The 20,152-nt window shown below is 66.7% G+C and carries 25 protein-coding genes; 12 read left to right on the top strand and 13 right to left on the bottom strand.

Annotated elements, in window-relative coordinates:
• Window positions 1-212: 212 nt before the first annotated feature.
• The 4 genes from ruvB to ruvA are packed head-to-tail and all read right to left on the bottom strand — an operon-like array spanning window position 213 to window position 2,504.
• On the bottom strand, window positions 213-1,238 hold the full coding sequence (gene ruvB, locus GGR43_RS20950) for a Holliday junction branch migration DNA helicase RuvB (RefSeq protein WP_188073761.1): 1,026 nt from the start codon (window positions 1,236-1,238) through the stop codon (window positions 213-215).
• A gap of 40 nt (window positions 1,239-1,278) precedes the next feature.
• On the bottom strand, window positions 1,279-1,641 hold the full coding sequence (locus tag GGR43_RS23970) for a type II toxin-antitoxin system RelE/ParE family toxin (protein WP_188073760.1): 363 nt from the start codon (window positions 1,639-1,641) through the stop codon (window positions 1,279-1,281).
• Window positions 1,574-1,831, bottom strand: a complete 258-nt coding sequence (locus GGR43_RS20940; protein WP_188073759.1) for a type II toxin-antitoxin system ParD family antitoxin — start codon at window positions 1,829-1,831, stop codon at window positions 1,574-1,576. The genes GGR43_RS23970 and GGR43_RS20940 overlap by 68 nt, the downstream gene beginning before the upstream one ends.
• Before the next feature lie 55 nt (window positions 1,832-1,886).
• Window positions 1,887-2,504 carry a Holliday junction branch migration protein RuvA gene (gene ruvA / locus GGR43_RS20935; RefSeq protein ID WP_188073758.1) on the bottom strand — a complete coding sequence of 206 codons (618 nt, stop codon included), beginning with the start codon at window positions 2,502-2,504 and terminating at the stop codon, window positions 1,887-1,889.
• Window positions 2,505-2,651: 147 nt separating this feature from the next.
• Between ruvA and GGR43_RS20930 the strand changes: the two genes are divergently transcribed.
• Window positions 2,652-2,987: a DMT family protein gene (locus GGR43_RS20930; protein ID WP_188073785.1), complete on the top strand. Its 336-nt coding sequence runs from the start codon at window positions 2,652-2,654 to the stop codon at window positions 2,985-2,987.
• 214 nt (window positions 2,988-3,201) lie between these two features.
• Here the strand turns inward: GGR43_RS20930 and ruvC are convergent, their stop codons facing one another.
• The 5 genes from ruvC to GGR43_RS20905 all read right to left on the bottom strand — a co-directional run bounded on the left by ruvC (window position 3,202) and on the right by GGR43_RS20905 (window position 5,620).
• Complete coding sequence (ruvC, locus tag GGR43_RS20925; RefSeq protein WP_188073757.1) at window positions 3,202-3,699, bottom strand: crossover junction endodeoxyribonuclease RuvC; 498 nt, start codon at window positions 3,697-3,699, stop codon at window positions 3,202-3,204.
• A gap of 61 nt (window positions 3,700-3,760) precedes the next feature.
• Window positions 3,761-4,504, bottom strand: a complete 744-nt coding sequence (locus GGR43_RS20920) for a YebC/PmpR family DNA-binding transcriptional regulator (RefSeq protein WP_188073756.1) — start codon at window positions 4,502-4,504, stop codon at window positions 3,761-3,763.
• Window positions 4,505-4,613: 109 nt separating this feature from the next.
• Entirely contained in the window at window positions 4,614-4,931 is a 318-nt protein-coding gene (locus GGR43_RS20915; protein WP_188073784.1) for a heavy metal-binding domain-containing protein, read from the bottom strand.
• Between the two features lie 96 nt (window positions 4,932-5,027).
• Window positions 5,028-5,270: a DUF2312 domain-containing protein gene (locus GGR43_RS20910; protein WP_188073755.1), complete on the bottom strand. Its 243-nt coding sequence runs from the start codon at window positions 5,268-5,270 to the stop codon at window positions 5,028-5,030.
• A gap of 50 nt (window positions 5,271-5,320) precedes the next feature.
• Complete coding sequence (locus GGR43_RS20905) at window positions 5,321-5,620, bottom strand: DUF1244 domain-containing protein (protein ID WP_188073754.1); 300 nt, start codon at window positions 5,618-5,620, stop codon at window positions 5,321-5,323.
• A gap of 112 nt (window positions 5,621-5,732) precedes the next feature.
• Between GGR43_RS20905 and pyk the strand changes: the two genes are divergently transcribed.
• The gene (gene pyk / locus GGR43_RS20900; protein ID WP_188073753.1) at window positions 5,733-7,184 is read left to right on the top strand and encodes a pyruvate kinase; all 1,452 of its coding nucleotides are present in this window, start codon (window positions 5,733-5,735) and stop codon (window positions 7,182-7,184) included.
• A 398-nt stretch (window positions 7,185-7,582) separates the two neighbouring features.
• Here the strand turns inward: pyk and ykgO are convergent, their stop codons facing one another.
• Window positions 7,583-7,708 (bottom strand): type B 50S ribosomal protein L36, encoded by a 126-nt coding sequence (gene ykgO, locus GGR43_RS20895; protein WP_003046794.1) that lies wholly within the window; start codon window positions 7,706-7,708, stop codon window positions 7,583-7,585.
• Between the two features lie 220 nt (window positions 7,709-7,928).
• On the opposite strand from ykgO, the gene GGR43_RS20890 reads away from it, so the two are divergent.
• Both GGR43_RS20890 and GGR43_RS20885 read left to right on the top strand, forming a co-directional pair.
• A complete protein-coding gene (locus GGR43_RS20890) occupies window positions 7,929-8,546 on the top strand; it encodes a DUF4136 domain-containing protein (RefSeq protein ID WP_188073752.1) in 618 nt (205 codons plus the stop codon).
• On the top strand, window positions 8,543-9,673 hold the full coding sequence (locus GGR43_RS20885; RefSeq protein WP_188073751.1) for a M14 family metallopeptidase: 1,131 nt from the start codon (window positions 8,543-8,545) through the stop codon (window positions 9,671-9,673). Before GGR43_RS20890 ends, GGR43_RS20885 begins: the two co-directional genes overlap by 4 nt.
• An 11-nt stretch (window positions 9,674-9,684) precedes the next feature.
• Here GGR43_RS20885 and GGR43_RS20880 read toward each other — a convergent pair whose 3' ends face one another.
• Both GGR43_RS20880 and GGR43_RS20875 read right to left on the bottom strand, forming a co-directional pair.
• Complete coding sequence (locus GGR43_RS20880) at window positions 9,685-10,119, bottom strand: SgcJ/EcaC family oxidoreductase (protein ID WP_188073750.1); 435 nt, start codon at window positions 10,117-10,119, stop codon at window positions 9,685-9,687.
• Between the two features lie 59 nt (window positions 10,120-10,178).
• Window positions 10,179-10,901: a dienelactone hydrolase family protein gene (locus tag GGR43_RS20875; protein WP_188073749.1), complete on the bottom strand. Its 723-nt coding sequence runs from the start codon at window positions 10,899-10,901 to the stop codon at window positions 10,179-10,181.
• Between the two features lie 158 nt (window positions 10,902-11,059).
• Here GGR43_RS20875 and gpmA point away from each other — a divergent pair, with 158 nt between their 5' ends.
• Window positions 11,060-11,746, top strand: a complete 687-nt coding sequence (gpmA, locus tag GGR43_RS20870) for a 2,3-diphosphoglycerate-dependent phosphoglycerate mutase (RefSeq protein ID WP_188073748.1) — start codon at window positions 11,060-11,062, stop codon at window positions 11,744-11,746.
• Window positions 11,747-11,971: 225 nt separating this feature from the next.
• On the opposite strand, the gene GGR43_RS20865 is transcribed toward gpmA, so the two are convergent.
• Window positions 11,972-12,619 (bottom strand): GGDEF domain-containing protein, encoded by a 648-nt coding sequence (locus tag GGR43_RS20865; protein ID WP_246343962.1) that lies wholly within the window; start codon window positions 12,617-12,619, stop codon window positions 11,972-11,974.
• 428 nt (window positions 12,620-13,047) lie between these two features.
• Here GGR43_RS20865 and purE point away from each other — a divergent pair, with 428 nt between their 5' ends.
• The 7 genes from purE (at window position 13,048) to GGR43_RS20830 (ending at window position 19,937) form a co-directional block, all read left to right on the top strand.
• The gene (purE, locus tag GGR43_RS20860; protein WP_425502252.1) at window positions 13,048-13,503 is read left to right on the top strand and encodes a 5-(carboxyamino)imidazole ribonucleotide mutase; all 456 of its coding nucleotides are present in this window, start codon (window positions 13,048-13,050) and stop codon (window positions 13,501-13,503) included.
• Complete coding sequence (locus tag GGR43_RS20855; RefSeq protein ID WP_188073745.1) at window positions 13,500-14,570, top strand: 5-(carboxyamino)imidazole ribonucleotide synthase; 1,071 nt, start codon at window positions 13,500-13,502, stop codon at window positions 14,568-14,570. The genes purE and GGR43_RS20855 overlap by 4 nt, the downstream gene beginning before the upstream one ends.
• A gap of 14 nt (window positions 14,571-14,584) precedes the next feature.
• Window positions 14,585-15,082 carry a dihydrofolate reductase gene (locus GGR43_RS20850; RefSeq protein WP_188073744.1) on the top strand — a complete coding sequence of 166 codons (498 nt, stop codon included), beginning with the start codon at window positions 14,585-14,587 and terminating at the stop codon, window positions 15,080-15,082.
• On the top strand, window positions 15,079-16,041 hold the full coding sequence (locus tag GGR43_RS20845; protein ID WP_246343961.1) for a bifunctional riboflavin kinase/FAD synthetase: 963 nt from the start codon (window positions 15,079-15,081) through the stop codon (window positions 16,039-16,041). The genes GGR43_RS20850 and GGR43_RS20845 overlap by 4 nt, the downstream gene beginning before the upstream one ends.
• Window positions 16,042-16,151: 110 nt before the next feature.
• Window positions 16,152-18,983, top strand: coding sequence for an isoleucine--tRNA ligase (gene ileS, locus GGR43_RS20840; protein ID WP_188073743.1), 2,832 nt, complete (start codon window positions 16,152-16,154; stop codon window positions 18,981-18,983).
• A complete protein-coding gene (gene lspA, locus GGR43_RS20835) occupies window positions 18,980-19,528 on the top strand; it encodes a signal peptidase II (RefSeq protein WP_188073742.1) in 549 nt (182 codons plus the stop codon). Before ileS ends, lspA begins: the two co-directional genes overlap by 4 nt.
• A complete protein-coding gene (locus GGR43_RS20830) occupies window positions 19,521-19,937 on the top strand; it encodes a DUF3035 domain-containing protein (protein WP_188073741.1) in 417 nt (138 codons plus the stop codon). The genes lspA and GGR43_RS20830 overlap by 8 nt, the downstream gene beginning before the upstream one ends.
• Window positions 19,938-20,152: the final 215 nt, after the last annotated feature.

The following is a 20,152-nucleotide window of genomic DNA, read 5'->3' as shown; positions in this document are numbered from 1 at the left end:
CTGACCTTCTCCGTCATGCAGCGCAGGCTGGCATCTGTGGAGATGGCGCGCGACACGGCTTGCGGCCCCAGCCTGCGCTGGGGCGACAGGCTTGAAACAAACGGTGATATCAAGAACCGTTCGCCCTGAGCCCTTCGACAAGCCAGCCCGAACGGAGTTGAAGTGGCAGCTTTCACTTGAACCTTTCCCGAAGGAAAGGCCCGCCCGCCCCGTCAGATATCGAACAACCCGTCCTGCACCGAGGGCGGCGGGTTGAGGCCCAGATGCTTCCACCCGCCCGCGTTGAGGCAGCGGCCCCGCGCCGTGCGGGCGATCAGGCCGAGCTGGATCAGATAGGGCTCGATCACCTCTTCTATTGTGTCGCGCGGTTCGGAAAGCCCGGCGGCCAGCGTTTCGACGCCGACCGGGCCGCCCTTGTAGATATCCGCGATCATCATCAGATAGCGCCGGTCCATCGCGTCGAGGCCGAGCGCATCGACCTCCAGCCGGTTGAGCGCGGCATCGGCGATGCGTGCATCGACGGTCGCGGCGCCCGCGACATCGGCGAAATCGCGCACCCGGCGCAGCAGCCGTCCGGCGATGCGGGGCGTGCCGCGCGAGCGGCGGGCGACCTCGATCGCGCCGTCCTCGCTCATGACAAGGCCGAGCAGGCGCGCGGCGCGCGTCACCACCAGCGTCAGCTCGTCCACCGTATAGAATTGCAGCCGCACCGGAATGCCGAAGCGGTCGCGCAGCGGCGTCGTCAGCAGCCCCTGCCGCGTCGTCGCGCCGACCAGCGTGAATTGCGGCAGGTCGATCCGCACCGAGCGCGCCGAGGGGCCCTCGCCGATCATGATGTCGAGCGCGCGGTCCTCCATCGCGGGGTAGAGGATTTCCTCGACCGCCGGATTGAGGCGGTGGATTTCGTCGACGAACAGCACGTCGCCCTCATCCAGATTGGTGAGGAGCGCGGCGAGGTCGCCCGCCTTGGCGATGACCGGGCCGGAAGTGGCGCGAAAGCCCACGCCCATTTCCTTCGCGACGATCTGCGCCAGCGTCGTCTTGCCGAGGCCGGGCGGACCGAAGAACAGCACATGGTCGAGCGCCTCGCCGCGTCCCTTCGCGGCCTCGATGAAGATGCGCAGATTATCGCGCGCGCCCTTCTGCCCGATGAACTCCTCAAGGCTCTTCGGCCGCAGCGCGGCATCCATATCCTCGCCCCGGCGGGCGGGCGTGATAAGGCGGTCGGCGTCGGTCATCGGTGCGTGCTTCCGGCTGTTCCTGTCATTGCCCGATCCCTCATTCTGCTCCCGCCTTCCGGAATGCGGCCCTTGCATCCTGCGCATGATGGACGATGCGTATGACCAGCACCTCATTCCCCGTCACGCGATAGAACAGCCGATGCCGCATGTGGACGAAACAGCGGATGGCCCGCCCCAATTCGGCCCGTTCCGCGCCTGCCAGCGGATGGGCGCGCAACAGGGCGAACGCCTCGTGAAAACCGCGTATATATTCGTCCGCGGCATCCTCTCCGAACCGTTCGACGCCGTAGGCGTCGATTGCGGCCAGATCCTCACTGGCCGCCTTCGTCAGCCTAAGCCGGTTTTCGCTGCGCCCGCCTTTTGGCGATGAGGGTTTCGATGACGGCTTCCGGTTCGTCATCGACCGCTCCCGACGCCAGCCCTTCGGCGATCAGGCCGCGCAGCCATTGGATTTCCTCTTTCGACGCATCCTGATCCCGCCGGACGAGATCGCGGATATAGTCGCTGGCGCTGCTGTACCGCCCTTCGGTGACGCGGTTGTCGATCCAGCTCTTGAGCGCGGGGGGAATGGAGATATTGAGTTGGGACATGGCAGGATTATAGGAATATGCACGAATTTGTCCATAGAATATGGAATTTCGCGCATCACTTCGCCGCCTTCCGCAGCGCAAGGCGGACCAGCGCGTCGAGGGTGGCACCGTCGCCCAGCTCGCTTTCCGCCGCCGCCACCGCCGTAGAGGCTTCGGCGGGCTTGAAGCCGAGGCTGGCGAGCGCGCTGATCGCGTCGGCGGCAAGGCCGCCCGCGGGCGTCGCCGCGATCGCTGCGCCGCCAACGCCTCCAAAGGCCGTGCCGCCCGCGATGGTGCCGGTCTTGTCCTTCAGCTCGCGCACGATGCGCTCGGCCAGTTTCGGGCCCACGCCGTTGGCGCGTGCCACCATCGCCTTGTCCTGCGTGGCGATGGCGCGGTGCAATTCCGCCCCGTCGAGCGCCGACAAGATCGCGAGCGCCACGCGCGCGCCCACGCCCTGCACGCCGGTCAGCAGGCGGAACCAGTCCCGCTCGCCCGCGCTGGCGAAGCCGACGAGGCGGATGAAATCCTCCGCCACCAGCATCTCGGTATGCACCGTCACCGCTTCGCCCACCGGGCCGAGCGCCGCCAGCGTCCGCGTCGAGGCGCCGAACAGATAGCCCACGCCCCCCACGTCGACCACCGCATGGTCGAGGCCGGTGCTGGCGAGCAGCCCTTTGAGATGCGCGATCATCGGATGCCGCGAGGAGGGAAGGGGGCGATCTGGACCATGGGATGATCCTTAGCCATGTTCACCCTTCGTTTCCAAGCAAAATATGCGCCGCGCGCGCAGGCGCGAAAGCGATTGGCGGCGCGGCCGGATCGCAATATGGCAGGGGACATGCCGACGATATTGCTGCTCATCGCTTCCAATTTCTTCATGACGATCGCCTGGTACTGGCATCTGAAAGGGGGCATGGCGCGCCCGCTGATGACGGTGATCCTCATCAGCTGGGCCATCGCCTTCGTCGAATATTGTCTTGCCGTGCCCGCCAACCGGATCGGCTATGCGCAGGGCTGGTCCGGCGGCCAGCTCAAGATCGCGCAGGAGGTGATCGCGCTGGCGGTGTTCGGCCTGTTCATGGTGCTGGTGCTGAAGGAGCCGCTGGGCTGGCGCCACGCCGGCGCCTTCGCCTGCCTGATCGGCGCGGCTGCGTTCATGTTCGCGGGGAAGTGAGGGGCGTACGAAGCCCAACGGCTATACTTCCCTTCCTTTAAAGAGGACAGGGCTTCGACAAGCTCAGCCCGAACGGCAGGAAGAGTGGTAGATAACCACCCAAATCAATCATATATTTCCCGTCATGCCGGCGCAGGCTGGCATCTCTGGGGAATTGGTTCCCTGTAACCGGGAATGATGCCAGCCTGCGCTGGCATGACGATGAAAGGGAGCGTCAGAACCTAACCCGCCCCAGCGCCTTCGCACTGGCCTGCATATGCGCGTGGGTGATGGCGACGGCGAGGGCGTCGGCGGCGTCGGGGCCGGAGATCTTCGCGCCGGGCAGCAGGCGGGCGACCATCGCGTGGACCTGATCCTTGCTGGCATTGCCGACGCCGACCACCGATTTCTTGACCAGCCGCGCCGCATATTCGCCGACCTGCATGCCCGACCGCGCCGCGTTGAGCAGCACGACGCCGCGCGCCTGCCCCAGCTTCAGCGTCGATTGCGGGTTGGCGTTGACGAACACCTCCTCGACCGCCGCGCCGGTGGGACGATGCTCAAGGATGAGGTCGGTCAGCGCCGCATCCAGCGCGACCAGCCGCTCCGGCAGGGCGGCGGCGGTTTCGGTCCTGATCTGGCCGTTGGCGATATGGCTGAGGCGGTTGCCGTCGGCGAAGATCAGGCCCCAGCCGGTCGTGCCGAGGCCGGGGTCGAGGCCCAGGATGATCATGGCGCGCCGATGAAGGCGCGGATGGCCGGCCCCTCCCCGGAGCGAGGTGGGGCCACAGGGCTCATCCCAGCTTCGCCATCACCTCGTCGGAGACTTCGTAATTGCCCCAGACGGTCTGCACGTCGTCGTCATCCTCCAGCGTGTCGATCAGCTTCATCAGCGTTCCGGCGCTGCCTTCGTCCACCTCTATCGTCGTCTGCGGCCGCCAGGCGAGCTTGGCCGAATCCGCCGGACCCAGCACCTCTTCCAGCGCCTTGGCGACCTCGTGTAGCGCGTCCATCGCCGTCCAGATCTCGTGCTCGTCCTCGTCCGAGGAGACATCCTCGGCCCCGGCTTCGAGCGCGGCCTCGAAAATCTTCTCCGCATCGCCCGCGGCGGCCGGATAGGTGATGAGGCCCATGCGGTCGAAGCCGTGGCTGACCGCGCCGGACGCGCCCAGATTGCCGCCATTCTTGGCGAAGGCGGTGCGCACATTGGTGGCGGTGCGGTTGCGGTTGTCGGTCAGCGCCTCGACGATGATCGCCACGCCCTGCGGGCCATAGCCCTCATAGCGGACTTCCTCGTAATTCTCGCCCTCGCCCTTCGTCGCCTTGTCGATCGCGCGCTGGATATTGTCCTTCGGCATCGACTGCGCCTTGGCGGCATTGACCGCGAGCCGCAGGCGGGGGTTCATGTCCGGGTCGGGCATGCCCATCTTCGCCGCCACGGTAATCTCGCGGCTCAGCTTCGAAAACATGGCGGAGCGCTTCTTGTCCTGCGCGCCCTTGCGGTGCATGATGTTCTTGAATTTGCTATGGCCTGCCACGGGCCGCTCCCTCATTATAGGTGAATGGATTATCGCCGCGCTCTCTAGCGGGCGCGGGGCGGGATCGCAAGGTCGGGAGGGCCGTGCGCCCGGAAGGCGAGGCCGCCGGTCAGAGGGTGACCGCCGTGCCCGTCGCGGACACCATCAGCATCGATCCGTTCGACCCCAGCACCTCATAATCGAGGTCGACGCCGATCACCGCATTGGCGCCCAGCTCGACCGCACGCATGCGCATCTCGCCCAGCGCCTGTTCGCGCGCGCGTTGCAGCACGTCCTCATAGGCGCCCGCGCGGCCGCCGACGAGGTCGCGGATGCCCGCGAAGAGATCGCGGAACACATTGGCGCCGACGATCACTTCGCCGGTGACGATGCCGTGATAGCGGCGGGCCGGGCGGCCTTCGACGCCGGGCGTGGTGGTGACGATCATTTCGCCGCCGCCGCCGCTGCCGTTCGAATCGGAAGATCCCCAGGGGGATTGCGCCATGATTGCTCTCCTCTTTCGGGCGCCCGGCCCCGCGCGTGCCTATTCGATGCCGAGCGCGTTCTTGTAGGTCTCCAGCAGCGCCTCGGCTTCCTGGCGGACATGGCTTTCCAGCTTCCGCAGGCGCACGATCGCGCGCATCGTCTTCACGTCATAGCCGTTCGCTTTCGCCTCAAGATAGACATCCTTGATGTCGTCGGCGATCCCCTTTTTCTCTTCCTCCAGGCGCTCGATGCGCTCGATGAAAAGGCGCAGCTGTTCGGCGGCGACATTGCCTTCGCTCATGTGATAAATCCCCAGGCTGAATCGTGGTGACAGAAAGAAAGGCGACGTCCTTAATCGCTCGCGCGGTTTCTGGCTATGCTTTCTTCCATCCGCGCGAGCTGTTCGGGCGTCGCCTCGCCCTGATGCTTCGCCTTCCACTCCGCATAGGGCATGCCGTAGACGGCGTGGCGCGCCTCTTCCCGGCTCATCCGCCCATCGGCCTCGGCCACCCAGTCGGCGAGGCAGTTGCGGCAGAAGCCCGCCAGCCCCATCAGGTCCACATTCTGCGCGTCGGTGCGGTGGCGCAGATGGCGGATTAGCCTGCGAAAGGCGGCGGCTGCCGCTGCGTCATTGATTATCGGTTCTTCCATGCTAGGGTTCCTGCGTCATATTCCTGTCGTGCAGCGGGGATAGCGCCTCATCCTGTCGATGAAAACAGCGGCGGTGCGCAAGCCGTCCGAAGGGATCGTTAAAGGAGCTGTCTTGAAAAGCCTTCCCCCTCGTGCGCGGAAAGTCCGCATTCTTTCTACCCTCGGTCCCGCAAGCTCCGACCCGGCGACGATCCGCGAGCTGTATCTGGCGGGGGCCGACGCTTTCCGCCTCAACATGAGCCATGGCACGCATGACGACCATGCCGCCAACCTCGCCCATATCCGCGCGCTGGAAAAGGAATATGGGCGGCCGATGACGATCCTGGCCGACCTTCAGGGGCCCAAGCTGCGCGTCGGCAGCTTCGCCAACAATCTGGTGACGCTGAAGGCGGGGCAGAGCTTCGTGCTGGATCGCGACGACACGCCCGGCGACGCCAGCCGCGTCACCCTGCCCCATGTCGAGATCTATGAGGCGCTGAAGGCCGGCACCCGGCTGCTGCTGGACGACGGCCGGCTGGTGCTGCGCGTGCGGGAGGTCGACGACAATCGCATCGAAACCGTCGTCGAGGTGGGCGGGGCGCTTTCCAACCGCAAGGGCGTCAACGTGCCGGACGTCGTGCTGCCGCTCGCCGCGCTGACGGACAAGGACCGGCGCGACCTGTCCTTCGCCATGCAGCTGGGCGTGGACTGGGTGGCGCTGAGCTTCGTGCAGCGCCCGGAGGATCTGGCCGAGGCGCGGCGGCTGATGGGCGGCCATGGCGCGCTGATGGCCAAGATCGAGAAACCGGCGGCGATCCAGCGGCTGGACGAGATACTGGAACTGGCCGACGGCGTGATGGTGGCGCGCGGCGATCTGGGCGTCGAGCTGCCGCCCGAGGCGGTGCCCCCTCTTCAGAAACAGATCGTCGCGGCAGCACGGCGCATGGGGCGCCCGGTGGTGGTCGCGACCCAGATGCTCGAATCGATGATCAAGGCGCCGACCCCGACCCGTGCCGAGGTGTCCGACGTCGCCACCGCCGTTTATGACGGGGCGGACGCGATCATGCTGTCGGCCGAGACGGCGGCGGGCGATTTCCCGCGCGAGGCGGTGGCGATGATGGACGGCATCGCCCGCACCGTCGAGACCGGGCCGGGCTATCTCGACCGGCTGCATTTCACCCAGACCAAGCCCGACGCGACCACCGCCGACGCGCTGGCCGAGGCGGCGGGCAGCATCACCCGGACGGTGAGCGCGCGGGCGATCGTCTGCTTCACGCTGAGCGGCAGCACGGTGCGCCGCGTCTCGCGCGAGCGGCCGCACACGCCGATCCTGGCGCTGACCCCGCGCGCGGAAACGGCGCGGCGCATGGGGCTGTTCTGGGGCGTGCATGCGGTGCGCACCAAGGATGTCGGCAGCTTCGAAGAAATGGTCGGCAAGGCCCGCCGCATGGCGCTGCGCCACAAGCTGGCCGAGGGCGGCGACAAGATCATCGTGCTGGCGGGCGTGCCGTTCGGAACGCCGGGGTCGACCAATGTGATCCACGTCGCCCATCTGCGCGGCGATGAGCTGAAGGGGCATGATTGAGGGAGGTGGATTTCGGCCAGAACGGACCTTTGCCTTCATCGTCACCCTGAACTTGGTTAGCTGCACTGGCCTTCGGCTCAGGGTCCATTTCACCGGATTGAGCGGAGGAGTGTGGGGCTTGATGGATGCTGAAACAAGTTCAGCATGACGGTTGAGGCTATGTCAGTTTTCCACCCCCTCTCACGTCATGCCAGCGCAGGCTGGCATCTCAGGAGGCGGTGCGCGCATGGTCCGCGACCCCAGCCTGCGCTGGGGTGAAGATAAGGGGCGAGGTCCAATCTCGGCTTCCCGCCGCGATGCCTTCCCTCTCGCAAACACGAAAAACCCGGCCTTTCGACCGGGTTTCGTCATGCATCAATCACCAACCGGCAGGCGCAAGGCCGCCGCTGGCGGGGCGATCAGCCCTGACGCGCCTTGAAGCGGCGATTCGTCTTGTTGATGACATAGGTACGACCGCGACGACGGATCACGCGGTTGTCCCGGTGGCGGTCCTTCAGTGACTTCAGCGAGTTGCGGATCTTCATGACGCAGCCTTCGATAATGATTCTGTGGTACGGAAATTCGAAGCGCAGCCCCTATGGCGCTTGGGCCCCAAAGTCAAGCGCGAGCGGCGCGGCGGCGAAATATTCCGGCGCGGGCCCGGCCTCATGCTCTCTTGTTCATCTTCCGTGCAGGGATAATATGGGCAAGGAAAGGAAAATGCGGTCGCGGCGACCGGTTTTCGGCAAATGCGGAGAAGAAACTATGTCCCGGCACCTCAGCCTTGCAGTGATGGCGATGATGGGCGGGCTGGCCCTTTCCGGCTGCGCGGCCTCGATCCCGCCGGTGGAGGTCACGCGCTTCCACGCGCCGGGCGCGGCGGTGCCCCGGACCGGCGGCATCGTCGTGGAGCCGCAGCCCGGCCCGCGCGACGACAGCATCGAATATCGCACCTTCGCGGGCGCCGTCGCGCAGGAATTGCAGCGTGTCGGCTTCACCGACGAAACGGGCCGCCAGACGCTGCGCGCCAGCGATTATGTCGCGCTGATCGCCTACGACCGGGAGGTGCGCTCGCCGCTCGACGCCGGGGGCCGTTCGCCGGTCAGCGTCGGCGTGGGCGGCGCGACCGGCAGCTATGGCAGCGGCCTTGGCGTCGGCATCGGCATCAACCTGTCCGGCAAGCCCAAGGACGTGGTCGTCACCCGCCTGTCGGTGCAGATCCGCCGCCGGGCCGACAGCCAGCCGGTATGGGAAGGCCGCGCCGAGACCAGCGCCAAGGTCGGCACCCCGGCCTCTCAGGCGGGGCTGTCCGCCGGCAAGCTCGCGGCGGCGCTGTTCAAGGACTATCCGGGCCGGTCGGGCGAGACTATAACCGTCAAATGACCCTATCGATCAGCAGCGCCTTCGACGCGGGCAATATCCGCATCCTTTCCATCGACACCGCCGCGCCCGTCTGGCGGGCGGAGCTGGAGATATTGAGGGATCAGGACAGCGATTTCTATCAATGGTTCCATTTCCGCGTGGCGGGCGCCGCCGGGCGGCAGGTGGAACTCGTCCTCACCAATTGCGCCGGATCCGCCTATCCCGACGGCTGGCCGAACTACAGGGCGCGGGTGAGCGAGGATCGCGAGAACTGGTGGCTCGCCGATACCGATTATGCCGACGGCCGGCTGACGATCCGCGTGGAGCCGGACGGCAACGCGCTGTGGGTCGCCTATTTCGCGCCCTATTCGATGGAGCGCCATCATGACATGGTGGCATGGGCCGGGCGCCAGCCGGGCGTGACGCAGAAGGAACTGGGGCTGACGCTCGACTGCCAGCCGCTCGACCTGCTGACGCTGGGCGAGGGGGAAAAGCAGGTCTGGCTCTACGCGCGCCAGCATCCGGGCGAGACGATGGCCGAATGGTGGATGGAAGGCGCGCTGGAACGGCTGTGTGATCCGGAGGACAGCGTGGCGCGGCTGCTGCGCGGACAAGCGACCTTCCACATCGTGCCGAACATGAACCCGGACGGCAGCAGACGCGGCCATCTGCGCACCAATGCGGTGGGCGTGAACCTCAACCGCGAATGGCACGCGCCCTCGCTGGAGCGCAGCCCGGAGGTCTATCTGGTACGCGCGGAGATGGACCGCACCGGCGTCGATTTCGCGATGGACGTGCATGGCGACGAGGCGATCCCCGCGGTGTTCATCGCCGGGTTCGAAGGAATACCGTCGCTGCGGCAGGACCGGCTCGACCTATACAATCGCTATCGTGACCTGCTGGCCGCGCGCACGCCGGATTTCCAGACGCGGATCGGCTATCCCGCCGCGCCGCCGGGCCGGGCGAACCTTTCCATGTCCACCGCGCAGGTGGCGGAGCGCTATGGCGCGGTGGCGATGACGCTGGAAATGCCGTTCAAGGATCATGACGACCTGCCCGACGAGGACTATGGCTGGTCCCCGGCGCGCTCGGCCCAGCTCGGCAAGGACTGCCTCGCCGCGCTGGCGGAGATCATCGACGAGATTTGAGGCTGGAGCTTCTATGGCAACGGGGCGTCCCGCAATACCGGCGCCCCGGTCATCGGATTGACGAGCGTGACATTCTCCAGCGCCTGTATGCGCCATTCTCCTTCGCGGCGGGTCACGACCGCCAGGATTATCGTATCGACCTGATGCGGCCCCTCAGGGTGAGCCTGTCCCGCGCTGAGGCGTGACCAGAAGTGGAGGATCGCGGCATCCTTGCCGATCCGATCGATATCGGGCGCGGCGTTGGCGAGGGTCGAATCGCTGTAGACCGAGGCATGGATGCGGGCATGACCGGCGACGATCCGGTCAACCCCGCGCCAATAGGTACCGAACCGGTTCACGAAGCTGGCATCGGCGTGGAACAGCCGCCCGAACGCCTCCATGTCGTGGGCGTTCCAGGCGGCCTCGAACCGGGCGGGAATATCCTCCGGGCCTGTTTCGCTTGCCATCTCACTGGTCCTTCAACACACCATGGCCCCGCCTGCTGACAGGGCCATGGTTTCCGGAATCAACCGAACACTTCCTCGAACAGCGCCTGCATCGCCTTCCAGCTGCGGTTGTTGGTCGAAGGCTGGAAGCCGAAGCTCCTGTCGTCCTTCAGCGGCACGTCGTTGGCGGTGAAGGCGTGGCCGGTGTGGCCATAGGCGATCAGTTGCCAGTCGGCGCCGCTCTCGTTCAGCTCATTGGCCAGCGCGACGGTCGCGTCGGGCGGGCAGAGCGGGTCGTTCCAGCCATGGCAGACCAGCAGCTTCGCGGTGATCGGCTTGTTGGGGAAGGGCGGCGCGTCATAGACGCCGTGGAAGCTGACGCCGGCGAGAATATCCGCGCCCGCGCGCGCCAGATCGAGCACGCATTTGCCGCCCGCGCAAAAACCGATCGCGCCGCAGCGCGCCGCATCCACGCCCGGCAGCTTGCGCAACTCCGCCAGCGCGTCGAGCAGCCGGTCGCGCATCGCCGCGCGGTCCGCGGTCAGCTCGGCGAGATATTCGCCCGCCTTCGGGTCGCCCATGCCGGACGCGCGCTTGCCCTGGCCGTAATAATCGACCACCAGCACCTTGAAGCCCATCGCCGCCAATTGCTCCGCCTTGGCGAAATCCCATTCCTTGGTGCCCAGGAAATTGGGGAAGAGCAGCATGCCCGGCTGCGTGCCCGCCGCCGGATCGTAGACGGCCATGGATTCGAAGGGGCCGCCGGGGCCTTCATGCAGGACGACGTGGCGTTCGATGCTCATCACTCTTTCTCCCTATCCGTGATTCTGAAAATCCCTCACGTTATTGCCGCGCGGGCGACCCCGCACAAGTTGCGTTGTGGCAAGATCGCGCTATGAGGGCGGCTTCACGCCGATCCTATCTGCGCAGGGACAACCATCTACAGGGACAAGGAGCCGCGATGCCCGTTCTCGTTCTTATCCGTCATGGCCAGTCGGCCTGGAATCTCGAAAACCGTTTCACCGGCTGGTGGGATGTGGACGTCACCGAAAAGGGCGCGGAGGAAGCGCGCGCGGCGGGCCGCCTGATGAAGGAAAAGGGCCTCGATTTCGACTGCTGCTTCACCTCGGTCCAGACCCGCGCGATCAAGACGCTGCATCTGGCGCTGGAGGAAATGGGGCGGCTGTGGCTGCCGGTCGAGAAGGACTGGCGCCTCAACGAGCGGCACTATGGCGGCCTGACCGGCCTCAACAAGGCGGAAACGGCGGCCAGGCATGGCGACGAACAGGTGCATATCTGGCGCCGCAGCTTCGACGTGCCGCCCCCGCCGCTGGAGCCGGGCGGCGAGTTCGACCTGAGCAAGGACCGCCGCTATGCGGGAATCGCGATCCCGGCGACGGAGAGCCTCAAGGACACCATCGCCCGCGTGCTGCCCTATTGGGAAAGCCGCATCGCGCCGGAGCTGAAGGCGGGCAGGCGCGTCGTCATCTCCGCCCACGGCAACTCGCTGCGCGCACTGGTGAAGCATCTGTCGAACATTCCCGACGACGAGATCACCGGCCTCGAAATCCCGACCGGCCAGCCGATCGTCTACCAGTTGGACGACGCGCTGAACGCGACCGACCGCTATTATCTGTCCGAGCGGTAAGGCAGGGTTTCAACGGCGCTTTTGGGGCTTCCCGCCACCGCCGCTCCAGCGCAGGCTGGGGTCGCAGGCCATGGTGCGCACTGCCTCCCGAGATGCCAGCCTGCGCTGGCATGACGGGAATAATGGCTGGTTGGTGGGAACCCTCCTCCGTGCGCCCAGAGTCCTTCGACAGGCTCAGCCCGAACGGTTCCTTGTGCTCGCCATCTGCCGGACAAGCCGGAGCGATCAGGCTGCTTCGATGTCGTGGGGCGTGGGGAGAGGCTTGGCGGCCGGCGCGGGCTGGGTCTGTTGCCCGGCCTGCCAGGCGCGCTTGCGGATGTACATGTCGGCGTCGGCGCGCTCTATCAGCGAATCCTCGGTGTCGTGCGGGCGCAGCATGGTCAGGCCGATTGCGGCCGATACCGGCAGCGCTTCCCCCGCGAACAGGCAGGGCGTGCGGTGCATCACGTCGGCCAGCTGCTGCGCCTTGGCGGCGGCCTGGTCCTCCGCCACTTCCTCCAGGATGATCGCGAATTCGTCGCCCCCGATGCGCGCGGCGACGTCGGTGGCGCGGATGTTCGCCTGCACGATCCCCGCGATGTGGATCAACGCATAATCCCCCGCGCTGTGGCCGAACAGGTCGTTGATATATTTCATCCGGTTCACGTCGATGAACAGCACCGCGGCCTTGGTGTTGTACCGCTGTGCGCGCACGAGTCGCTCGCTGAGCGCGGTCAGGAAATAGCGCCGGTTGAACAGCGGGGTCAGGGTGTCGCGCACGGCGACCCGCTCCAGCTCCGCATTGGCGATGCGCAGCATCCGCAATTCCCGCCGCAGTGTGGAAATCTCGTTCCGCAACTCCTTGATGGTGAGGGACTTTTCATCCTCGTCCATCACGGTTTCCGCATGGAAGGCAGGAAGGGGCGCGGGCCGGGACTGAGCGTCAGCATCCCCTGCTTGCGGGCTGTGTGCAACCACTTTCTGGGTCCCCCTTCCATCCATACGGGCAGCCCGTCCTATAGCGGATTTCGCCGCCGCCGTCAGCACCGCATCCCGTCCCCATCATCGTCGCGGCGGGGCGTTCTGTCCTGTCGGGGGACAGTCGGCGGCATCGGCGCCGCATGCGCTCGCGGCGGAAGAAGGGCCGAAGGAAGAGGCTATTGCAGCGCGAATCGATGTTGGGCATTGCCCCATGGGCCTGCGCTGGTTAAGGCCCGGAACGAACCGGTTTTGGAACAGGATGAAGAATGGCGGGGGAAAAGGCGCTGCACGATGATCGGACGGACGCTGTCGGAAAGGACAGGGCGGTGGTCGGCGTCATCATGGGCAGCCGGTCGGACTGGGAAACCATGCAGCATGTCAGCGCGACGCTGGCGGCGCTGAAGATCCCGCACGAATGCAAGGTCGTCTCCGCCCATCGCACGCCCCAGCGGCTCTATGATTATGCAACCGGCGCGGTCGATCGCGGCCTCAAGGTGGTGATCGCGGGCGCGGGCGGCGCGGCGCACCTGCCGGGCATGGCGGCGAGCATGACGCGCCTGCCGGTGCTGGGCGTGCCTGTCGAATCCAAGGCGCTCAAGGGCATGGACAGCCTGCTTTCCATCGTCCAGATGCCCGCCGGCATCCCGGTCGGCACGCTGGCCATCGGCCGCGCCGGGGCGGTCAACGCCGCGCTGCTCGCCGCCGCGATGCTGGCGACCACGGACGAGGCGCTCGCCGCCCGGCTCGACGCCTGGCGCGCGAAGCAGACCGCCGATGTCGCGCAGGAGCCCGAATGAGCGTGCTGCCTCCCGGTTCGGTGATCGGTATATTGGGCGGCGGCCAGCTCGGCAGGATGCTGGGCGTGGCGGCCGCGCAGCTGGGCTATCGCACCCATGTCTATGTGCCCGAAGCGACCGGCCCCGCCGCCGATTGTTGCAGCTTCTGGACGCAGGGCGCCTATGAGGACGCCGCCGCGCTCGGCGCCTTCGCCGATGCGGTGGACGTGCTGACCTATGAATTCGAGAATGTCGACAGCGGTGCGATCGAGACGCTGGCCGGGCATGGCGTGGTCCGCCCGCCGGTCGATGCGCTGCGAATCGCGCAGGACCGGCTGCGGGAAAAACACTATGTGACCGGCCTTGGCGGGCGCACCGCGCCCTTCGCCGCCGTGAACAGCATCGACGATCTGACCGCCGCGCTGGAGAAGATCGGCACGCCGTCGATCCTCAAGACCAACCGCTTCGGCTATGACGGCAAGGGGCAGGTGCGGATCGGCGAGGGAGCCGACGCCGCCGCCGCGTGGGATGCGGTGGGGCAGGTGCCCTCGATCCTCGAAGGCTTCGTGACCTTCGACCAGGAATTCTCCGTCATCCTCGTGCGCGGGGGCGATGGCGACGTCCGCTTCTGGGACAGCCCGGCCAATGTCCATGTCGACGGCATATTGGCGACCTCCACCGTGCCCGCCGGTCCGGCCATCGCCGCGCAGGTCGAGGAAGCGCGGGCGATGGCGCGCAAGGTCGCCGAGGCGCTCGATTATGTCGGCGTGCTGACGCTGGAATTCTTCGCGGGCGCTGCCGGGCCGGTGTTCAACGAAATGGCGCCGCGCGTCCACAATAGCGGGCACTGGACCATCGAGGGCGCGATTACCAGCCAGTTCGAAAACCATATCCGCGCGATCTGCGGCCTGCCGCTCGGCGATACCGGCCTGGCCGCGCGGGGCGTGGAGATGCGCAACCTGATCGGCGCGGACGCCCATGCGTGGCGCGATCTGCTGGCGGACCCCGTCAATCATCTGCATCTCTACGGCAAGCACGAGGCGCGCGCCGGACGCAAGATGGGCCATGTTACCCGGCTGGAGCTGTAAGGAAGGGCGCGGCGATGAATCACCCGGAAATCATCCTGATCTTCGCCCGCGCCGATAATGGCGTGATCGGGCGGGACGGGCGGCTGCCCTGGCATCTGCCCAGCGACCTGCGCCGCTTCAAGGCGCTGACTACGGGCAGCCCGATGATAATGGGGCGCAAGACGTTCGACAGCCTGCCCGGCCTGCTGGAAGGACGTCGCCATATCGTGCTGACCCGTGATGCCGGCTGGCAGGAGGACGGGGCGGAGGCGGTCGGCAGCCCGGAAGAGGCGATCCGCATCGCCAACGCCCCCCATATCGCGGTGATCGGCGGCGGCGAGATCTACAACCAGTTCCTGCCGGTCGCAGACCGGATCGAGCTGACCGAGGTGCATCTGGACGCGCAGGGCGACGTGACGATCCCCGCGCCCGACCCGACGGAGTGGCGGGAGGACGCGCGGCAGGATTTCCCCGCCGAGGGATCGCGCCCGGCTTACAGCTTCGTCACCTACCGGCGGCGGGGCGGCAAATGACGCAGGCCGCAGCGACCATCCCCCGGCTCGACAATCGCGAGGCGATGCCGCCGTCGCTGCGCGGCGCGATCATCGCCATGGGCAATTTCGACGGCTTCCATCGCGGCCATCAGGCGGTGGTGGGCCGGGCGATCCAATGGGCGCGGGACGAAGGGCGCCCGGCGATCGTCGCGACCTTCGACCCGCATCCGATGCGCCTGTTCCAGCCCGATGCGGAGCCGTTCCGCCTGACCACGCTCGACCAGCGCCAGCGCCTCTTCGCCGCCGCCGGGGCCGATGCGATGCTGGTGTTCCATTTCGACCATGAGCTTGCCTCCCACAGCGCGGCGGAGTTCATCGACATGCTGGTGACGCATATGGGCGCGGCCGGGGTGGTCACGGGCGAGGACTTCACCTTCGGCCGGGGGCGCAGCGGTTCCGTTGCGACGCTGGCCGAACTCGGCCCCGCCGCGGGCCTGCGCAACGAGGCGGTGGCGCCCGTCACCAGCGACAAGGGCGAGATCGTTTCCTCCAGCCTGATCCGCGAGGCGCTGAAATCCGGCGATTGCGCGACGGCGACCCGGCTGCTTAGTCGCCCCTTCGCGGTGCAGGGCGTGGTCCAGCATGGCGACAAGTTCGGGCGCAAGCTCAATTTCCCGACCGCCAATATCGACATGGGGCCCTATCTGCGTCCGGCCTATGGCGTTTACGCGGTGCGCGGGCTGCTGCCCGGCGGGTGGGTGGTCGACGGCGCGGCCAATCTCGGCATCCGCCCGATGATCGATCCGCCGCGAGAGGTGCTGGAGCCGCATTTCTTCGACTTTTCCGGCGACCTCTACGGCCAGACCATCGAGGTGCAGATGATCGCCTGGCTGCGCGGCGAGGGCAAGTTCGACGGCTTCGAGGCGTTGCAGCACCAGATCGCGCTGGATTGCGAGCATGCGCGGCAAATCCTTGCGGAGACGCCTCTGGTCGCCTAGAGCGCCATATTCCCATTGCCCCATTCGTGCCGAGCGGGGGCCGATCCGCCATCGCAGGCGCGGGCCGGGCGAAGCTCTTGGCGGATGGCTGTTGAGTGCTTGAGCGGATTATGACTGACGCGCCCGATTACAAGAATACCGTCTTCCTCCCCGTCACCGCTTTCCCGATGAAGGCGGGGCTTGCCCAGAAGGAACCGGCGATCGCCGCGAAGTGGGAAGCGGACGATCTTTACGGTCGGTTGCGGCAGGCGCGCGCGGGGCGGGAACGCTTCATCCTGCATGATGGCCCGCCTTATGCGAACGGCGATATCCACATGGGCCATGCGCTCAACAAGGTGCTGAAGGATATCATCGTCCGCTCGCAGTCGCTGCTGGGCAAGGATGCGCCCTATGTTCCCGGCTGGGATTGCCACGGCCTGCCGATCGAATGGAAGATCGAGGAGGAATATCGCAAGAAGAAGCTGAACAAGGACGAGGTCCCCGCGCAGGAATTCCGCGCGCAATGCCGCGCCTATGCCGACAAATGGGTCGATGTGCAGAAGGAGCAGTTCAAGCGCCTCGGCGTGATGGGCGACTGGAACGATCCTTACCTGACGATGAAGTTCGAGGCGGAGGCCGCGATCGTCGGCGAGTTGCTGAAATTCGCGGAGACGGGCCAGCTCTATCGCGGCGCCAAGCCGGTGATGTGGTCGCCGGTCGAAAAGACCGCGCTGGCCGAGGCGGAAGTCGAATATGAGGATGTCGTCTCGACGCAGATCGATCTGGCGTTCGAGATCGTCGAAGCGCCGAACGCGCCGGAACTGGTCGGCGCCCATGCGGTGATCTGGACGACGACCCCGTGGACGATCCCCGTCAATCAGGGCCTCGCCTATGGGGAGGCGGTCGATTATGTGATGCTGACTGCCGATCGCACATATCTGGTGGCCGAGGCGCTGGCCGACCAGTTCGCCGCGCGCGCTGGGCTGACCGTCACCGCCCGTTCGGATGCGTTCCCCGGCACGAAGCTCGCCGGTGCCATCGCGCAGCACCCGATGCACCATCTCGGCGGCTTCTTCGCCCGACCGCGCCCGTTCCTCGCCGCCGATCACGTCACCACCGACGCGGGCACCGGCCTCGTCCATATGGCCCCGGACCATGGCGAGGAGGATTTCCTCGCCTGCAAGGCGATGGGCATCGACCCGGTGTTCGCCGTCACCGACGATGGCCGCTATCGCGACGATTGGGTGTGGCTCGGCGGGCAGGGCAGCGTCATCAACACGAAGTTCAACGGCCCGGAAGGCCCGATCCTCACCGATCTGCGCGAAGCGGGGGCGCTGCTTTCGGCGGGTGAGTTCCGCCACAGCTATCCGCACAGCTGGCGCTCCAAGGCGCGGATCATCTATCGCTGCACGCCGCAATGGTTCATCCCGATGGATCGCGCGATCAGCGACGGCATCACCCCGCGCTGCGCCGAGGAGGAGGCGATCCTCGCGCGGCAGGGCAATGGCGCGACGCTGCGCGAAACCGCGCTCGACGCGATCGACCACACCCGCTGGGTGCCGCGCCGCTCGACCAACCGCATCCGCTCGATGGTCGAGGGCCGCCCGGACTGGGTGATCTCGCGCCAGCGCGCCTGGGGCGTGCCGATCGCGCTCTATGTCCACCGCCAGACCGGCGAATATCTGAACGACCCCGCCGTTAACGCCCGCATCGTCGAGGCGTTCAAGACCGGGGGCGCCGACGCATGGTTCGGCGCGGATCATCAGGCGCTGCTCGGCCCGGACTATGCGCTCGCCGACTATGAGGTCGTCAACGACATTCTCGACGTGTGGTTCGACAGCGGCTCGACCCACAGCTTCGTCGTCGAGCAGAAATATGGGCAGGGGGTGCGCGCCGACCTCTATCTCGAAGGGTCGGACCAGCATCGCGGCTGGTTCCAGTCCTCGCTGCTCGAAAGCTGCGGCACGCGCGGCCGCGCGCCCTATGGCGCGGTGCTGACCCATGGCTTCGCGCTCGACGGGCAGGGCCGCAAGATGTCGAAGAGCCTCGGCAATGTGGTCGATCCGCTCAAGATCATGAGTGAGAGCGGCGCCGACATATTGCGCATGTGGGTCGCCAGCACCGATTATTTCGATGACGTCCGCATCGGCAAGGAGGTGCTCGCGGGCAGCTCCGACGCCTATCGCAAGCTGCGCAACACCTTCCGCTATCTGCTCGGCGCGCTCGCGGACTTCAGCGAGGAGGAGAAGGTGCCGGCGGGCGAGATGCCGGAGCTGGAGCGCTACATGCTCCACCGCCTCGCCGAGCTGGACGAGGTGATGCGCGAGGTGGTCGAGCGACGCGACAGCGACAGCTGGCTGGAATTCAGCCGCTATGCCCGCGCATTGAACGATTTCGCCAATATCGACCTTTCGGCCTTCTTCTTCGATATCCGCAAGGATTGCCTCTATTGCGACGTCAATCCGGCGACGGGCAGGCAGACGGACAAGCGCCGCGCCTATCGCACCGTGCTCGATATCCTGTTCCATGCGATGGTGCGCTATGCCGCCCCGATCATCCCGTTCACGGCCGAGGAAGTGTGGGCCAGCCGCTACCCGGATGCGGACAGCGTGCACCTGCTGACCTGGCCGGAGGTTGATGCGGCGTGGAAGGACGAGGGGCTGGGCGCGAAATGGGCGGCGCTGCGCGCCTCGCGCGATCAGGTCAACGAGGCGATCGAGCCGCTGCGCCGGGAAAAGACCGTGCGGTCGAGCCTGGAGGCCGATGTCGTCATGCCGCCGCTGCCGCAGGCGGACGGCGTGGACATGGCCGAGCTGTGCATCGTCTCCGAGGTGAAGCAGCAGGGCGAGGCGATCGCCGTCACTCCGACCGGGCATCATAAATGCGGCCGCTGCTGGCGGCATGTGCCCGAAGTGGAGCAGGACGGCGCGCTGTGCGGCCGCTGCGAGGACATGCTTGCATGAGCGACGCGGAAAAGCCGGTGGCCGCGCCGCCCGTCCGGCGGCATCGCGTGCTGGGGGTCAGCATCGCGGCTATCGTGCTGCTGCTCGACCAGCTCGTCAAATATATCGTCACCGTGCCGCTGCAATTGCAGTCGCGCGGCGACGCCGGGCTGGAGATAGTGCCGATCTTCAAGCTGCGCTGGCTGGAGAACCGGGGCGTTTCCATGGGCTTCTTCCACGCCAGCACCGATGCGATGCGCTGGGCGCTGGTCGGCATGACGCTGGCCATCGCCACCTTCGTCGCGGTGTGGATGTGGCGCGAGAAGGCGCGGCAGGATGTGATCGCGCTGGGGGCGATATTGGGCGGCGCGTTCGGCAACATCATCGATCGGGTGCGGCTGGGCTTCGTCGTCGATTATGCGGACCTGCATTTCGGCGAATGGCGGCCGTTCCTCGTTTTCAACCTTGCCGATGCGGCTATTACGCTGGGCGTGCTGATCCTGCTTGCGCGGGCGCTGCTGCTGGGCGAAAAGGGCGCAAAGACGGAGAGTCACGAACATGCGTAAGTTGATGATTGCCACCTGCCTTCTGGGAACGCTCGCCGGATTGTCGGCCTGCGGATCGCGGGGGATTATGAATCGCGACCGGCCCGACGAGATGGCCGTGACGCGGCAGGCTCCGCTCATCATCCCGCCCGATTTCGCGCTGGTCCCGCCCGCGCCCGGCGCCGCGCCCACGGCAACGGCGGATTCCAGCCGTCAGGCGATGGAGGCGATGTTCGGCGGACCGTCCGCGCGCTCGGCCGCCGAAACCGAGGCGCTGAAACAGGCCGGGCGCGAGGATGTGGCGCCGGGCATCCGCTCGTCGGTCGGCGACCCCGCGTCCAACATCGTGGACAAGGGTGCGACCACCCGCGACATCCTCGCCGCGCCCGAAGGCGACGGCCAGAACGCCCGCGCGGCGGTGAAGAACTGAAACTCGCGCGTCTCCGCCCCGGCGGGACTGATCGATAGGGAAGGGCCGGTTCTCCGGCCCTTTTTCGTTGGTGGTCATGGGGTTTGGGGCCAGCCGCTCGCTGAATGGCGGGTTCCGGCCACTGTCCGGCGTCAGCGCCAATGGCACAGATTTGAGGTTGTGAATTAAGGAGGATTTGGGCTTCGTCGTAGTGACGAAGGAACGAAGATGAAGCC

Source organism: Sphingobium jiangsuense (assembly GCF_014196495.1).
Taxonomy (GTDB): domain Bacteria; phylum Pseudomonadota; class Alphaproteobacteria; order Sphingomonadales; family Sphingomonadaceae; genus Sphingobium; species Sphingobium jiangsuense.
The sequence above is the reverse complement of the archived record's forward strand: the minus strand, read 5'-3'. Positions and strand labels throughout refer to the sequence as shown.

What these genes read in the sequence shown, in the direction of transcription:
- ruvB (WP_188073761.1), bottom strand. Translation starts at nt 1,238, where the DNA reads ATGACCGACGCCGACCGCCTTATCACGCCCGCCCGCCGGGGCGAGGAT.
- ruvA (WP_188073758.1), bottom strand. Translation starts at nt 2,504, where the DNA reads ATGATCGCGCATCTCAAAGGGCTGCTCGCCAGCACCGGCCTCGACCAT.
- gpmA (WP_188073748.1), top strand. Translation starts at nt 11,060, where the DNA reads ATGCCCGTTCTCGTTCTTATCCGTCATGGCCAGTCGGCCTGGAATCTC.
- ileS (WP_188073743.1), top strand. Translation starts at nt 16,152, where the DNA reads ATGACTGACGCGCCCGATTACAAGAATACCGTCTTCCTCCCCGTCACC.
- GGR43_RS20845 (WP_246343961.1), top strand. Translation starts at nt 15,079, where the DNA reads ATGACGCAGGCCGCAGCGACCATCCCCCGGCTCGACAATCGCGAGGCG.
- GGR43_RS20850 (WP_188073744.1), top strand. Translation starts at nt 14,585, where the DNA reads ATGAATCACCCGGAAATCATCCTGATCTTCGCCCGCGCCGATAATGGC.
- GGR43_RS20910 (WP_188073755.1), bottom strand. Translation starts at nt 5,270, where the DNA reads ATGAGCGAAGGCAATGTCGCCGCCGAACAGCTGCGCCTTTTCATCGAG.
- ykgO (WP_003046794.1), bottom strand. Translation starts at nt 7,708, where the DNA reads ATGAAGATCCGCAACTCGCTGAAGTCACTGAAGGACCGCCACCGGGAC.
- GGR43_RS23970 (WP_188073760.1), bottom strand. Translation starts at nt 1,641, where the DNA reads ATGACGAACCGGAAGCCGTCATCGAAACCCTCATCGCCAAAAGGCGGG.
- GGR43_RS20865 (WP_246343962.1), bottom strand. Translation starts at nt 12,619, where the DNA reads ATGGACGAGGATGAAAAGTCCCTCACCATCAAGGAGTTGCGGAACGAG.
- GGR43_RS20940 (WP_188073759.1), bottom strand. Translation starts at nt 1,831, where the DNA reads ATGTCCCAACTCAATATCTCCATTCCCCCCGCGCTCAAGAGCTGGATC.
- ruvC (WP_188073757.1), bottom strand. Translation starts at nt 3,699, where the DNA reads ATGATCATCCTGGGCCTCGACCCCGGCCTCGGCACGACCGGCTGGGGC.
- GGR43_RS20885 (WP_188073751.1), top strand. Translation starts at nt 8,543, where the DNA reads ATGACCCTATCGATCAGCAGCGCCTTCGACGCGGGCAATATCCGCATC.
- GGR43_RS20905 (WP_188073754.1), bottom strand. Translation starts at nt 5,620, where the DNA reads ATGGAAGAACCGATAATCAATGACGCAGCGGCAGCCGCCGCCTTTCGC.
- GGR43_RS20855 (WP_188073745.1), top strand. Translation starts at nt 13,500, where the DNA reads ATGAGCGTGCTGCCTCCCGGTTCGGTGATCGGTATATTGGGCGGCGGC.
- GGR43_RS20930 (WP_188073785.1), top strand. Translation starts at nt 2,652, where the DNA reads ATGCCGACGATATTGCTGCTCATCGCTTCCAATTTCTTCATGACGATC.
- lspA (WP_188073742.1), top strand. Translation starts at nt 18,980, where the DNA reads ATGAGCGACGCGGAAAAGCCGGTGGCCGCGCCGCCCGTCCGGCGGCAT.
- GGR43_RS20875 (WP_188073749.1), bottom strand. Translation starts at nt 10,901, where the DNA reads ATGAGCATCGAACGCCACGTCGTCCTGCATGAAGGCCCCGGCGGCCCC.
- GGR43_RS20880 (WP_188073750.1), bottom strand. Translation starts at nt 10,119, where the DNA reads ATGGCAAGCGAAACAGGCCCGGAGGATATTCCCGCCCGGTTCGAGGCC.
- GGR43_RS20890 (WP_188073752.1), top strand. Translation starts at nt 7,929, where the DNA reads ATGTCCCGGCACCTCAGCCTTGCAGTGATGGCGATGATGGGCGGGCTG.
- GGR43_RS20915 (WP_188073784.1), bottom strand. Translation starts at nt 4,931, where the DNA reads ATGATCGTCACCACCACGCCCGGCGTCGAAGGCCGCCCGGCCCGCCGC.
- purE (WP_425502252.1), top strand. Translation starts at nt 13,048, where the DNA reads ATGGGCAGCCGGTCGGACTGGGAAACCATGCAGCATGTCAGCGCGACG.
- GGR43_RS20830 (WP_188073741.1), top strand. Translation starts at nt 19,521, where the DNA reads ATGCGTAAGTTGATGATTGCCACCTGCCTTCTGGGAACGCTCGCCGGA.